The organism is Streptomyces sp. AC1-42W (genome assembly GCF_003248355.1).
Classification (GTDB): domain Bacteria; phylum Actinomycetota; class Actinomycetes; order Streptomycetales; family Streptomycetaceae; genus Streptomyces.
Genome location: NZ_QKWY01000003.1, coordinates 82,632 through 96,436 on the forward strand (window position 1 = coordinate 82,632; position 13,805 = coordinate 96,436).

General features: G+C 73.3%; 12 protein-coding genes and 2 pseudogenes. 3 read left to right on the forward strand and 11 right to left on the reverse strand.

The genetic code is table 11. The annotated features are described in order from the left end of the window. Positions 1-55 precede the first annotated feature (55 nt). Complete coding sequence (locus DNK56_RS33210; protein WP_111339781.1) at positions 56-1,267, reverse strand: helix-turn-helix domain-containing protein; 1,212 nt, start codon at positions 1,265-1,267, stop codon at positions 56-58. A 389-nt stretch (positions 1,268-1,656) separates the two neighbouring features. Here DNK56_RS33210 and DNK56_RS33215 point away from each other — a divergent pair. Further along, positions 1,657-2,085: pseudogene (locus tag DNK56_RS33215) on the forward strand (helix-turn-helix domain-containing protein); the annotation flags it as partial. 37 nt (positions 2,086-2,122) lie between these two features. Here DNK56_RS33215 and DNK56_RS33220 read toward each other — a convergent pair. From DNK56_RS33220 to DNK56_RS33265, 10 genes and pseudogenes are all read right to left on the reverse strand, one after another. After that, positions 2,123-2,983, reverse strand: coding sequence for an ABC transporter ATP-binding protein (locus DNK56_RS33220; RefSeq protein ID WP_111339782.1), 861 nt, complete (start codon positions 2,981-2,983; stop codon positions 2,123-2,125). Beyond that, a pseudogene (locus DNK56_RS33225) lies at positions 2,980-4,058 on the reverse strand (FecCD family ABC transporter permease). Before DNK56_RS33225 ends, DNK56_RS33220 begins: the two are co-directional and overlap by 4 nt. Beyond that, positions 4,055-5,065: a FecCD family ABC transporter permease gene (locus DNK56_RS33230; RefSeq protein ID WP_111339783.1), complete on the reverse strand. Its 1,011-nt coding sequence runs from the start codon at positions 5,063-5,065 to the stop codon at positions 4,055-4,057. Before DNK56_RS33230 ends, DNK56_RS33225 begins: the two are co-directional and overlap by 4 nt. Positions 5,066-5,094: 29 nt before the next feature. Further along, positions 5,095-6,138, reverse strand: a complete 1,044-nt coding sequence (locus tag DNK56_RS33235; RefSeq protein WP_111339784.1) for an ABC transporter substrate-binding protein — start codon at positions 6,136-6,138, stop codon at positions 5,095-5,097. 125 nt (positions 6,139-6,263) lie between these two features. Next, on the reverse strand, positions 6,264-7,007 hold the full coding sequence (locus DNK56_RS33240; protein ID WP_111339785.1) for a sulfite exporter TauE/SafE family protein: 744 nt from the start codon (positions 7,005-7,007) through the stop codon (positions 6,264-6,266). Next, positions 7,004-7,423 (reverse strand): rhodanese-like domain-containing protein, encoded by a 420-nt coding sequence (locus DNK56_RS33245; RefSeq protein WP_111339786.1) that lies wholly within the window; start codon positions 7,421-7,423, stop codon positions 7,004-7,006. Before DNK56_RS33245 ends, DNK56_RS33240 begins: the two co-directional genes overlap by 4 nt. Positions 7,424-7,526: 103 nt before the next feature. After that, positions 7,527-8,885, reverse strand: coding sequence for an MBL fold metallo-hydrolase (locus DNK56_RS33250; protein WP_111339787.1), 1,359 nt, complete (start codon positions 8,883-8,885; stop codon positions 7,527-7,529). A gap of 144 nt (positions 8,886-9,029) precedes the next feature. Then, positions 9,030-9,605 (reverse strand): rhodanese-like domain-containing protein, encoded by a 576-nt coding sequence (locus DNK56_RS33255; RefSeq protein WP_111339788.1) that lies wholly within the window; start codon positions 9,603-9,605, stop codon positions 9,030-9,032. A 38-nt stretch (positions 9,606-9,643) separates the two neighbouring features. Next, complete coding sequence (locus DNK56_RS33260; RefSeq protein WP_111339789.1) at positions 9,644-11,044, reverse strand: MBL fold metallo-hydrolase; 1,401 nt, start codon at positions 11,042-11,044, stop codon at positions 9,644-9,646. Positions 11,045-11,199: 155 nt separating this feature from the next. Beyond that, on the reverse strand, positions 11,200-11,577 hold the full coding sequence (locus DNK56_RS33265; RefSeq protein ID WP_111339936.1) for a hypothetical protein: 378 nt from the start codon (positions 11,575-11,577) through the stop codon (positions 11,200-11,202). A gap of 138 nt (positions 11,578-11,715) precedes the next feature. On the opposite strand from DNK56_RS33265, the gene DNK56_RS33270 reads away from it, so the two are divergent. Both DNK56_RS33270 and DNK56_RS33275 read left to right on the forward strand, forming a co-directional pair. After that, on the forward strand, positions 11,716-13,116 hold the full coding sequence (locus tag DNK56_RS33270) for a sensor histidine kinase (RefSeq protein ID WP_446750455.1): 1,401 nt from the start codon (positions 11,716-11,718) through the stop codon (positions 13,114-13,116). Between the two features lie 7 nt (positions 13,117-13,123). After that, on the forward strand, positions 13,124-13,804 hold the full coding sequence (locus DNK56_RS33275) for a response regulator (protein ID WP_111339790.1): 681 nt from the start codon (positions 13,124-13,126) through the stop codon (positions 13,802-13,804). The last annotated feature ends 1 nt before the right edge of the window (position 13,805 follow it).

Sequence of the window (13,805 nt, forward strand, 5' to 3'; positions counted from 1 at the left end):
GGAGCGTAGGACCGGCGCAAGTTGGCAGGCCGTCAACTCCTACGCTCCGTAGGAGTCATGCGATCAGCGGTACGCCAATCAGCTCACTGATGTTCCGCACGCGGGCGGTCGACACCTTCGCGAGACGCTTCCCGATGACGCCGGGCAACGCCTGGTGCTTGACCCATTCCGGGGCGTCGAGACCTACCTCGATCAGGGTGTCGCTTGCCTGGTCGTACAGACCGGCCGAGCACTGGGCGAGGGCAACGTCGAGCTTGTACCGGTTCCGCGCCACCTTGGACATGCTCTCTGGCAGGGTCGCCATGTCGGGTTGACGGGCGAGCTGTAGGGCCCGGCCGTAGTTCTTCAACGCGACGTGAATCCCGACGGCTTCCGTCTTCGCCGCGGTCGGGCCGAAGCTGGTCCCGTACAGCTTCATGTCGGTACCGAGCCGCGCGGCGGCGGCGTGCGCCTGCGAAATGTAGTCATCGGCAGCTGTCTCGTCCTCGCGGCGCGACGCCGCCACAGCTGCCGAGATCATGAGCCGTCCATACGCGAGCAGCTGAGGTTTCGGCGACTTGCTGAACGACGGCTCAATCGCCAGGGCCGCACGCTCGGCGACGGCGACAGCCCTCGGCATTTTCGCCCCTCGGAGGTAGACCCAAGAGAGCGTGGATTCGAGCAGGGCCGTCATCACGGGATCGCCCGCGTCCTTGGCGAGCAGCTTCGCAGACGTGAGGGCGCTCAACGCGAGGTCCCGTTGCCCGAAACCGTTCGCGCACGACGCGGCCACTCGGTATGTGCTCGCAAGGATCACGCCCAGCTGCTCGCGCTCGGTGGCGTTCGCCGCGGCGTACCTGACCTGTCCTTCCATGAGCACCTTCGCGGCAAGGGTGCTCACCTTGGCCGTGTCGCTCGCCCAGTACGCGGACCACGCGAGGTCGCGGGCCTTGCCCAGCTCCTCGACGCTGCTCGGGTCCTCGAACCCTTCCCACTCTCCGAGGGCGCTCTCGTGGACCGCGTCGGACAGCCGGCGCAGAGCGGCGCGGTTACCTCGGTCCATGCCTCGGCGCGGTGCCTGTTGGCCGAGGATCACGGCCACGTCCGTATTCAGCGCGGACGCGACTTTTAGCAGGGAACCGACGGACAGCTCGCCCCGATCCTGCTCGGCTTTCTGGATCGTCGCGTACGAGAGTCCCGACGCCTCCGCCAATTCCGTCTGTGTCAGATCATTCCCCCGAAGGTTCTTGATCCGCTTGCCTGTCGTCAGATCGGCCCAGTTGCTCACGTTCACCTCAGCGGGTTGACTCGGGCGCGATGGCTCCCCTTCGATGGTAGGTCCATGCGGGGGTGTGCCTGCTGGGGATTCGTTGAGCCGGTAACCCCCTGCTCCTCATGGTGTGCCCGGCCTGGGCTCGCCAACACCGGCTCGGAATGCACGACGCCCCCGCGGGGATCTCTCCCAGCGGGGGCGCCGTGTGTCGTAGGGCCGTGGTACTGGCCCTGGTGGGGATGCCCCTTTGCGCTCACAGTTGTGTGACTGGGCTTGGGGGCCGGGGTGTTCGGCCCGGTGTGCCGCTGACTCTGCCGCCGTACGGAAGGGGCCGGGAGAGCCCCGCCGAGCCTGGGACCGGCGGTCCCTGGTTGCGCCGGGGGCGGTCCGGCAGGATGACGGGCATGACGATCGACCGCCGGCAGCTCGCCGACTTCCTGCGCCGTTCACGCGACCGGGTCCGCCCGCAGGACGCGGGGCTGCCCATCGGTCCGCGCCGCCGGACGCCGGGGCTGCGGCGGGAGGAGGTCGCCCAGCTGGCCGGGATGTCGGCCGACTACTACGTCCGCCTGGAGCAGGCGCGCGGCCCGCAGCCCTCGCCGCAGATCCTGGCCTCCCTGGCCCGCGCGCTGCGGCTGAGCGGTGACGAGCGGGACCATCTGCATCTGCTGGCCGGCCACCGCCCGCCCGCCGGGGGCCCGGCCGGGGACCATGTCGAACCCGGGCTGCTGCATCTGCTGGACCAGTTGCCGACGACGCCCGCCCAGGTCATCGGCGACCTCGGCGACGTCCTCGCGCAGAACGAGGCGGCGCGGGCCCTGCTGGGCGGGGTGCAGCTGGCCCTGTTGGGGGCGGTGGGGTCGGGGCAGTTCAGCCCGTCGGCGCCTTCTCCGTCTCCGGGCCCGTCTTCCGCGCCATCTTCTCCGGCGCGGCAGGCTGCCCGCTGAAGCCCGGGACTACGAGGCGGCCGCCCGTGACGGGGTCGGTGATGATGACGGAGGACAGGCCGAAGACCTCCTGGACCATCTCGGTGGTGACCACCTCGTCCGGTGCCCCCTGCGCGACGATGCGGCCGTTCTTCATGGCGACGAGGTGGTCGGCGTAGCGGACGGCCTGGTTCAGGTCGTGCAGGACGGCGACGACGGTGCGGCCGCGTTCGAGGTTGAGGCGGCGGACCAGGTCCAGGACCTCCACCTGGTGGGCGATGTCCAGATAGGTGGTGGGCTCGTCGAGCAGCAGCAGTTCGGTGTCCTGGGCCAGGGCCATGGCGATCCAGACGCGCTGGCGCTGGCCGCCGGAGAGTTCGTCCACCGGCCGGTCGGCGAGCGAGGCCGTGTTCGTACGCTCCAGGGCGTCGCCGACAGCCTGTTCGTCGGCCTCCGACCACTGCTGCCACCACTTCTGGTGCGGCTGGCGGCCGCGTGCGACGAGGTCGGCGACGGTGATGCCGTCCGGGGGCGTGGGGGTCTGCGGGAGTACGCCGATGGTCTGGGCGATCTGCTTGGCGGGCAGGCCGGCGAGTTCGCGGCCGTCCAGGAGCACGGAGCCGCGCTTCGGCTTCAGGAGGCGGCCGAGCGCCCGCAGGAGGGTGGACTTGCCGCAGGCGTTGGGCCCGACGACGATCGTGACCTGGCCGTCCGGGATCTCCAGGTCCAGACCCTCGACGACGGTGCGGTCCTCGTAGGCCAGGGTCAGGTCGTGCGCCGAGAGGCGGCTGGCGGGACGGCTCATGACGAGGTGCCTCCGGTACGGCTGCGGGTGCGGACGATGAGCCACATCAGGTACGGGGCGCCCACCACGGCGGTGAGGACTCCGGTCGGCAGCTCGATCGGGGAGAACAGGCGGCGGGCGAGCAGGTCCGCGACGACGACGATCAGCGCCCCCATGAGCGCCGACGACAGCAGCGGGGTCTGTGCCGTACGGGTGAGCCGGCGCGCGATCTGCGGGGCGAGCAGGGCGACGAAGTCGACCGGGCCGACCGCGCCGGTGGCCACCGACGCGAGGACGACGCCGAGCGCGGTCAGCCCGAGCCGTACCCGGCCCAGGCGGACGCCGAGCGCGGTCGCCGTGTCGTCGTCGAAGGAGGCGCTGCGCTGGGCGCGGGCCGCCCACATCGCCGCCGGGACACCGACCGCGAGGACGACGAGGAGCGGGCCCGCCTCCTCGTAGCCCCGGCTGTTGAGGGAGCCGGTCAGCCAGACCTTGGCCTGCTGGGCCACCAGGTAGTCGCCCTTGGTGAGAAGCAGCTGGGTGAGCGAGCCGAGCGCGACCGAGACGCCGATGCCGACGAGGACGAAGCGCGAGGAGTGCAGTCCGCCGCGCCAGGCGAACACATACACGAGGAGGGCCGCCGCCATGCCGCCGGCGACGGAGACGTACGGCAGTGCGTCGGCGGCGACCAGGTTGAAGCTGAGCGCGGCGACGGTGGCGGCGCCCGCCCCGTGGGTGACGCCGATGACGTCGGGGCTGGCGAGCGGGTTGCGGGCGACGGTCTGCACCAGTGCCCCGGCGATGCCGAACGCGACGCCGGCGAGGAGGCCGACGACCAGGCGCGGCAGCCGCAGGGTGCCCACGACGAGTTCGTCCGGGCTGGGCAGGCCGAACAGTACGCGGACGACTTCCCGGGGGCGACGAACGATTCGCCGACGCACAGGTAGGCCACGACCGCGCAGGCGAGCAGCGCCGTCAGGGAGGCGGCGACGACGACGGAGCGGCGGTGGAGGAGGAGGCTGGCACGTCCGCGCCGCAGCACGGTGTGCCCGGCGGGCCGCAGCCGGGCGGGGGCGAGGGTCGCGGGGTCGCTCACGCGGCCACCACCGTGCGGCGGCGGACGAGCGCGACCAGGAACGGCACGCCGATGAGGGCGGTCATGACCGCCACCGGTACCTCCGAGGGCGGGAAGAGGACGCGGCCGATCACATCGGAGCCGAGGATCATCACCGGGCCGAGCAGGGCGGCCATCGGCAGGACCCAGCGGTGGGCGGTGCCCACCAGGGCGCGGGCGATGTGCGGGACGGCCAGTCCGGTGAAGGCGATCGGGCCGACCGCGGCGACGGCGGCGCCGGTGAGCACGGTGGCGCCGAGGGCGCCGAGGGCGCGCAGCCGGCCGACGTTGTTGCCGAGGTTGCGGGCGGCGTCGTCGCCGAGGGCGAGGGCGTCGAGTCCGCGAGCGACGGCCGCGACCAGCAGGACTCCGGCGAGCATGAACGGCCAGACCTGGCCGATCAGCTCGCCGTCGCGACCGCTGATGGAGCCGACCTGCCAGAAGCGGAACTCGTCGAGGGCGCGGGCGTTGGTGGTGGCGATCCCGGACACGACCGAGGCGAGGAAGGCGTTCATCGCGGCGCCCGCGAGGGCGAGCTTGACCGGTGACGCCCCGCCGCGCCCGCCGCTGGCGACGGCGTACACGGCCACTCCGGCCACGGCGGAGCCGGCGAACGCGAACCAGACGTAGCCGCCCAGCGAGTGCACGCCGAAGAACGCGATGGCGGTCACCACGCCGACCGATGCGCCCTGGCTGATGCCGAGGATGCCGGGTTCGGCGATGGGGTTGCGGGTGATGCCCTGCATGACCGTTCCCGCGAGAGCGAGCGCGGCGCCGGCCAGGATGCCGACCACCGTGCGGGGTACGCGCAGGGCGCGGACCACCTGGGCGTCGGCGCTGCCGCCGTCGTGGAACAGGGCCTGGATCGCGGCGCCCGGTGCGACGTGGCGGCTGCCGACGATGAGGCTCAGGAGGACGGCGACCAGCAGCATCGCCGCGCCGCCGAGCAGCCAGGCTGCCCGCCGGCGGGTGAGGGGGGAGGGCGGCATGCGCCGGGCTCGCTCTCTTCTTGCGGTGCTCAGGCCGTCAGGTGCTTCTGGAGGTCGTCGAGGACCGCTTCGGCGGCGGTGACGCCGAGGCCCAGGTACCAGGTCTCGTCGGGGACGTCGAAGGCGTGCCCGTCCTTGACCGCCTTGAGGTTCTTCCACAGCGGGTTGGACTGGGCCTTGCTCTTGTCGGTGGCCTTCGCGTCGCCGTAGACGCCGGTGAAGATGTAGTCGGCGTCGGCCTGGTCGATGTTCTCGGCGCTGACCTCGGCGGCCAGGTCGGGGATGTCCTGGTTCGCGGGGCGCGGGATGCCGACGTCCTTGAGGATGGTGCCGATGAAGGAGGCGTTGGCGTAGAGGCGGATCAGCCCGTCGGGCAGGTAGCGGACCATCGACACGGTCGGCTTGTCGGCCCCGAGCTTCTCGCCGAGGGCCTCGGCCTTCTTCTTGTACGCGGCGAGGTTGGCCTCGGCCTGCGCGGTCTTGTCCAGCGCGGCGGCGTTGAGGAGGTAGTTCTCCTTCCAGGTGAAGCCGGGGCGGATGGAGAAGACGGTGGGCGCGATCTGCGACAGCTCGTCGTAGGAGTTGGCGGCGCGCAGCTGGCTGCCCAGGATCAGGTCGGGCTTGAGCGCGGCGATCGCCTCCAGGTTGAGGCTGTTGATGGTGCCGACGTTCTTGGGGGTGCCCGCGTCCTTTTTGAGGTACGAGGGGAGTTCCGGCGAGCCCTCGGTCGGGGCGAGGCCGACCGGCTTCACGCCGAGCGAGACGACGTTGTCGAGCTCGCCGACGTCGAGGACGACGACCCGCTGGGGCTGCGCCTTGATCTCGGTGCTGCCCATGGCGTGCTTGACCGTACGGGGCCACTCGCCGGGCTGGGCGTCGGTGCCGAGCGCGGCGGTCTTCTCGGCGGCGTCGCCGAAGTCCTTGCCGCCCTTGGCGACGGACTTGGAGTCCTTCGTCCCCTGGGCGGACGAGCCCTGGTCGTCCCCGGAGGAATCGGCGCCGCACGCGGCGAGGGAGAGTGCGGCAGCGACGGCGAGGGCTACTGCGGCGGTACCACGGCGCCGATATGACATGAACGTATCTCCAGTTGGTTCACCTTTAAAGAATTAGGCGAGCCTCACTTTATGCCAACGTTATCGGCGCGGAACCAGGCGGGGTAACACGTTCCAGCCATCGACCGATGGCCGGTTCCGGCCCGTCAGAAGAGGGCGTCGGCCAGCATGAAGGCCGCGACCGCCAGCAGGGCCCAGGCGAAGAGGCGTCGCAGGGTGCTGCCACTGAGGCGTTGGGCGTACCGCTTGCCGTCCCAGGCGCCGAGGATCGCGGCGGCGGTGAAGGGAGCGATGACGGCCCAGTCCAGATGCATGCCGCTGCCGGCACGGGCGCCCAGCGCGGCGATCGAGTTGACGGTGATGACCAGCAGGCTGGTGCCGATGGCCCGGCGCATGGGGAGGTTCAGCACCCGGACCAGCGCCGGTACGGCGAGGAAGCCGCCGCCCACCCCCAGCAGCCCGGTCACCGCGCCGAGGCCGGCCCCGGCGGCGCCCGCCTTCGCGGGGCGCACCTCGCCCGTGGCCGGGGCGGCCGCGGGGCGCAGCATGCGCAGGGCGGCGAGGCCCGCGATACCGGCGAAGGCGAAGGTCAGGAGCGCCTGGGGCAGATGGCCCGCGGCCAGGCCCGCGAGCATGGCGGGGACGATGCCCGCCGACGCGAACAGCAGCCCGGTCCGCCAGGCCACGTTGCCGTCGCGGGCGTGCCCGGCGAGCGAGGTCAGGGACGTCACGGTCACGATGATCAGGCTGGCGGTGATGGCGTCGGCCGCCGGCATACCGATGAGGTAGGTCAGGGCGGGGACCGCCAGGACGCTGCCGCCACCGCCGAGGCCGCCGAGGGCCAGGCCGACGACGGTTCCGGCGACGAGCGCGAGGATCAGGGCGGTCATGCCACACAGCCCTCGCGTCCGGCCCCGGCGACGACCGGGTGTCCGGCGGCGGCCCACCGCTTCATGCCGCCCTTGACGTCCACCGCGTCCGCGCCCCGTGCGCCGAGGAGCGCGACGGCCCGCTGCGAGCGGTTCCCGCTGCGGCATATGACCACCAGCGGCCGCCCCCGGACGGCCCGGGGCAGGGGCGCCCCGGCGGCCAGGCCGGACAGCGGCGCGTGCACGGCGCCGGGGGCCCGCCCGGCGTCCCACTCGTTCCGCTCGCGTACGTCCAGGAGTACGGCCGGGGCGTCGGGGCCGTCGGTGCGGCGGTGGGCCTCCTCGACGGTGACGCGTTTCTTGTCCCGACCGGTGTCCCGGCCGGTCTTGTCCCGGCCGGTGTCCCGGGTCGTGTTTCGGGAGAACAGGGGCAGCATGACGGGCCTCTCGACGTGCGGTCGTACGGGGGTGGGGCGGGGGGTTACGGGGATGGGTCGTCCGGGTCCGCCGCACGGTGGCGGTCCGGCCGGGCGGGTCCGCTCAGTCCGTGACGACCGGGAGGCCGGCGGCGGTGGCGGCGTCGAAGCCGTCGTCCACGGCGACCACGTCGCGGCCTGCGGCGTCCAGGAGGGAGGCGGCGATCGCGGCGCGCATGCCGCCCGCGCAGTGCACCCACACGGTGCCCGCCGGGACCTCGCCCAGGCGCTGGTGCAGCTGGTGGACCGGGATGTGCACGGACCCCTCGACGTACCCGGTGGCGCGCTCGGAGTCGCGGCGCACGTCGAGCACGACGACGTCGCCGGTCCCCCGCGCGGCGAGCCCGGCGAAGGTGGAGCGGGGGAAGGAGGCCGGGGCGCTGTCCTCGCCGGCCCACTCCCGGGGGGTGCCGACGGCGGCGGCCGCCGGCCGGTCGATGCCGACCCGTACCAGCTCGCGCTGGGCGGCGGCCAGTTGCCCGGGGGACTCGGCGAGCAGGGTCACCGGCTTGCCCCACGGGATCATCCAGGCGAGGTAGGTGGCGATCTTGCCGTCCGCCTCGAAGTTGAGGCTCCCGGCGACATGGCCCTCGGCGAACGCGACGCGGTTGCGCAGGTCCACCACCCACTCACCGGCGGCGAGCCGGGCGGCGATCCCGGCGGCGGCCGCGACGGGCGGGGGCGTCAGGTCCACCGGGGCGGGACCCGACGCGTTGACCGGGCCCATGTGCGCGTAGTACGCGGGCACGTCCTCCAGGCCGGCCATGATCTCGGCGACGAAGGTGTCGGCGTCGGTGGTGAGCGCGCTGTTCACGGCCTTCTCCCGGCCGATCGTCGTACGGTCGCCCTCGGCCTGCGCGGAGGAGCAGAAGCTGCCGAAGCCATGGGTCGGCAGCACCGCCGTCGCGTCCGGCAGCCCGGCCGCCAGCCGGTGCGCGGAGGCGTGCTGCGCGCGGGCCAGCTCCTCGGTCAGCCGGGGCTCCACCAGGTCGGGGCGGCCCACGGTGCCGATCAGCAGCGAGCCGCCGGTGAACGCGGCGACCGGGGTCCCGTGCTCCTCCAGGACGTACGCGGTGTGGTGCGGGGTGTGTCCGGGCGTGGCGGCGGCCCGCAGCACCAGGCCGGCGTCCACCGGCACGGTGTCGCCGTCCGCCACCGGCGTACGGGCGAAGGAGACGTGGGCCCCGGCCGGGACGAGGTAGGAGGCTCCCGTGGCCCTGGCCAGGTCCAGGCCGCCGGTCACGTAGTCGTTGTGGATGTGCGTCTCCACGACATGGGTGATGCGTACGCCGCGCCGGGCGGCGGCCACCAGGATCTGGTCGAAGTCGCGCGGGGGGTCCACGGCCACGGCCGTCTCGGTACCGCCGGCCAGGTAGTGGCGGTTGCCCAGGCCCTCCAGTTCGACGGTGTCGATGAAGAACACGGAGCTGCTCCTTTCCTCGTGATACCCCCCTGGGTATTTATGGGAACCAATTATACCCAGGGGGGTATTTCTCGGGCATGCGGGGTGTGCGGCAGATCTCCACCGAGAGGGGTGGAACCGCTGGTCAGGGCATGTGCGGCCCGCTCACGACCCGTCGCGGAGCGAGGCGATGACCGTACGGACGTCGGTGCGCGGGCCCCGGTTGTACGGGAGCTTGGAGAGCATCATGCCCATGGCGCAGGTGTTGCTGAGCGCGGCGAAGGTGAGTCCGGCGCCGACCGCGGTGCCTATCAGGTGCACGCCGGGCACGAAGAAGCCCACGACCCCGCTGACCAGCACGATCGAACCGGCGACGAGGCGGACCTGCCGTTCCAGCTCCCAGCGCCGCCGACCGCGGTTGACCGGCGCGCCGGCCGCCTCCCAGGCCATCATGCCGCCGTCCAGGACCCGCAGGTTCGGCAGGCCGGCGTCGGCGAGCGCCTCCTCGGCCTGGGTGGCGCGGGTGCCGGAGCGGCAGACCAGCACCACGTCCTGGTCCAGGTGCCGCCCCAGCTCCATGCGGTGCTCGCGCAGGGTGTCCAGCGGCACGTTGCAGGCGCCGGGGATGTGTCCGGCCTCGAACTCGCCGGACGTCCGCACGTCCAGCAGGCGGGGGCCGTCACCGGTCCCCAGCAGGTGCTGAAGGGCGGCGGGCGTGAAGGCGGGGGTGTCGGTCGTCATACGGAGTGCGCTCCTTGGGATTGAGAGGGGGGGGAGGTTCAGGCGGCGGCGGGCGTGTTGAGCGGCGTGTTGAGCAGGGCCCAGGCGGCCCAGCCGCCGAGTACGTCGGAGACGTCGTCGAAGCCGTGGTGGCGCAGCAGGCTCGCGGCGATCGAGGAGCGGTGGCCGCCCGCGCAGTGCAGGACCAGCGGCCGGTCGCGCGGGATCTCGTCCAGCCGGGCGGGCAACTCGCCGAGCGCGATGTGCAGCGCGCCCTCGATGGACCCGTTCTCGGCGCGCTCGCCGCAGTTGCGGACGTCGACGACGAGCGGCGGGTTGGCCCCGTCCAGCTCGGCGCGCAGCCGGGCGGCGGTGAGGCGGCCGGCGGGGACGACCTCGTCGGCCATCGCCTCCAGCGCCTCGTCGGGCGCGGCGAGGTAGCCGGCGACGCGGTCGAAGCCGATCCGGGCGAGCCGGGTGACGATCTCCTCCTCGCGGCCCTCCGGCGCCACGACCAGGACCTCGGCCCCGAGCGGCAGCACGGTGCCGGCCTGCTCGGCGAACCTGCCGTCCGCCGGGACGTTGACCGCGCCGCGCAGATGGCCGGCGGCGAACTCCTGCGGGTCGCGTGCGTCCACGACCACCGCGCCGGCCGCGCGCCGGGCCAGGACGTCCGCCGGGTCCAGCGCGCGCGGCGCGGTCGCCGGGTCGAACAGCTCCCGCGTGCGGCGGTTGAGGTCGGCGTCGTAGGCGAAGTACCCGGGGGCCGCCGACTGCCCGGCGGTGACGAGCGCGACGAAGTCCGGCTCGCTCATCGGCGCGCAGGCGTAGTTCGTGGCGCGCTGCTCGCCGATGGTGGACTGCCGCTCGGTGGACAGGTTCTTGCCGCAGGAGGAGCCGGCGCCGTGGGCGGGGAAGACGCGCACCTCGTCGGGCAGGCCCATCAGCTTGCGCTGCACGCTGTCGTGGAGCATCGCGCCCAGCTCGGCGGCGGTCACCCCGACCGACGCGAGCAGGTCGGGGCGGCCGACGTCCCCGATGAACAGCGCGTCGCCGGTCAGCACGCCGTACGGGACGCTGTCCTCGGCACGCTCGTACACCAGCACGCTGATCGACTCCGGTGTGTGGCCGGGCGTCTCCATGATCTTGAGCGTCACGTCGCCGAGGGAGATGGTGTCGCCGTCGGCCAGCGGGCGGATCGCGTACTCGGTCTCGGCCCGGCGCCCGTATCCGATCCACGCGCCCGTGCGGTCGGCCACCTCCAGGTGTCCGGCGACGAAGTCGGCGTGGAAGTGCGTGTTGATGACGCCGACCACGGTGAAGCCCCGCGCCTCGGCGTCGCGCAGGTACTCGGACACGTCCCGGCGCGGGTCCACGACGACCGCCCGGCCGGTGCCCTCGTCCGCGATCATGTACGACGCGTGGGACAGGCACTCGAGGTAGTACTGCGAGAAGAACACGGAAGCCTCCGAAGCGGGACGGTTCTCGGGGTTTGATACCCAGGGGGGTATTTTTTCGGCCGTGATACCCCACGGGGTATTACCTACTCGACGGTACGAAGCCCTCCCCGCGCTTGTCAAATACCCAGGGGGGTATCAAGAAGGGCGGCCCGCTGTCAGCGGTCGGCCACCCAGTGCGCGTCGTCGGGCCACGCCCCGGTGGCGACGATGTGCTCGACCAGCCGGAACGCTTCCCGGACGGGGACGGTGTCCTCGTCCGGGTATTCGTCGTCCTGCCCGTTGGCCAGGACGAACCCGTCGCTCCACCCCTCGGCCCCGGGGTCCACGGCGTGCTCGCCGGGATCGCCCTCGCCCTCCATCAGCACGACCATCGCGCGCTCGGTGTTCGTCACGAGCGCCAGCGCCCGCCCGGACGAACTGGCCAGCCAGGTCTCCAGCCTCCCCGCCGCCATCCGCGCCCGAAGGATCTCCGCCACACCGGCGGCCGACGCGGAAACGGAACGGTCGTCATCGAACACCCAGGACTCTGCCATGGGCACGACGATGTCACAGGGGCGCGAAGGCACGGAGGCGCGGGGCCGCACCACGAGCAACGGCCCGATGCGGCCGTGGCGGCGCCTTTGACTTTCGGCAGTGGTCGGGTGGGGGGTGGGGTCCGTAGCGTCGTCGGTGTGGATGATGTGGTGAGCGGGGCGGGGTCGCGGTCGGTGGCCGGGGGTGTGCTCGCGGGGGCTGCCGTGGTGGGGGCCCTGTTGAGCGTGGTGAGTCTGTGGTGGGCCGTTCCGGCGGCCGGTGCCGCGTTTCTGGCGGGGCGTCGGGCCGGGCGGACGGCGCCGACCGGGCTCGTCCTGGTGGCGGTGCTCGCGGCCGGGGTGGTGGCCCTGTCCGTCGTACCGGGCCGGCTTCCGCCGGCCGGGCGGTTCGTGGGTGTGGTGGTCGCCGGCACAATGCTGCCGTGGTTCGCGGGGCGGTTCTGGTGCCAGTACCAGCAGCTCGTACGGGCCGGCTGGGAGCATGCCGAACAGCTGCGCCGTGAGCAGGAGTTGATCGCCGAGCGGGTGCGGTCGCGGGAGCGGGCCCGTATCGCCCGGGACATGCACGACGTGCTCGGTCACGATCTCAGTCTCATCGCCCTGTCGGCCGGTGCGCTCAAGCTCGCGCCGGACCTCGCGGAGCACCACCGGAAGGCGGCCGGGGACATCCGGGCCAGGGCCGCAGCCGCCGTGGAGCGCCTCGGGGAGGTCATCGGCGTCCTGCGCGAGGAGGCCGACGCCGCGCCGCCGGGGCCGGACGCTTCCGGCCTCACCGCGCTGACCTCGCAGGCGCGGGCGGCCGGTCTCGCCGTGGAGCTGAGCGTCGAGGGCGCGGCGGACGAGGTGCCGCCCGTCGTCGCGCGGGCGGCCCACCACGTGGTGCGGGAGGCGCTGACCAACGTGGCCAAGCACGCGGCCGGTGCGGCGGCGACGGTGTGCGTGCGGCATACGGGGGCGGAGACCCGGGTCGTCGTGGAGAACGGGCCGCCGCCGGGCCCGGCCGGGCGCCGGTCGCCGGGCGGGCTCCGGGGCGGTGGGCGCGGGCTGGCCGGGCTCGACGAGCGGGTGCGGTCGGTGGGCGGGGTGTTCGAGCACGGCCCGCGCGACGGGGGTTACGCGGTCGGCGCCCGCATCCCGCACGCGCCCGCGGAAGCCGTGACGGCCGCGCCGCCGCCCCACCTCCAGGCCCGGCGCCGGGTGCGGCGGGCGCTCGTCGCCGCGGTCATGGTGCCCCTGGTGACCGGGGCCCTGTTGAGCGCGGCGCTCGTGGGCTGGGAGATGTTCTCCGCGTCGCGGGCCGTTCTCGACCCGCGTGACTTCGCCCGGCTGCACGTGGGGCAGGATCGGTCCGAGGTGGAGCGGTTGCTGCCGGACCGGCAGACGGGCGTACGGCCGAAGGGCGCCGAGCCGGAGGGAGAGGGCACCACGTGCGAGTACTACGCGATGACGGCCGACCGGTTCGACGACCGGTCGGGCGACGCCTACCGGCTGTGCTTCCGGGACGACGTCCTGGTGTCCCTGGAGGCGATCGCCCCGTGAGCGCGCGATGATCCGGGTCCTGATCGCCGACGACGAGCCGATGATCCGGGCCGGGGTGCGCGCCGTGCTTGCCACCGCCCCGGACATCGAGGTCGTCGCCGAAGCCGGGGACGGGCACGAGGCGGTGGAACTGGTGCGGCGTCACCGGCCCTCGGTGGCGGTGCTCGACATCCGTATGCCGGGCCTCGACGGCATCGGCGCGGCCGCCGAGATCCGTGCCACCGTGCCGTCCACCGGGGTCGTCGTGCTGACGACCTTCGGCGAGGACGACTACATCCTCCGGGCGCTCGGCGGCGGGGCGGCCGGCTTCCTCATCAAGTCGGGCGAGCCCGAGGAACTGATCACCGGGGTACGCGCGGTGGCCGAGGGCGCCGCGTATCTGTCACCGAAGGTCGCGGCGCGGGTCGTCGCGCACCTCGCCGCGACGGGCGCGGGCGCCCTGGCCGGCCGGCGCACCGCCGCCCGTGACCGGGTGGCCGCCCTCACCGGCCGGGAGCGGGAGGTGCTGGCCTTCCTCGGCGGCGGGCTGTCCAACGGGCAGATCGCCCGGCGGCTGTGCGTGGTGGAGGGCACGGTCAAGGCCCATGTGAGCTCGATCCTGGCGCGGCTGGGCGTCGACAACCGGGCCGCCGCTGCGGTCGTGGCCCACGAGGCCGGGGTCGTACCGCCCGAACCGCCCCAGCCGTGAG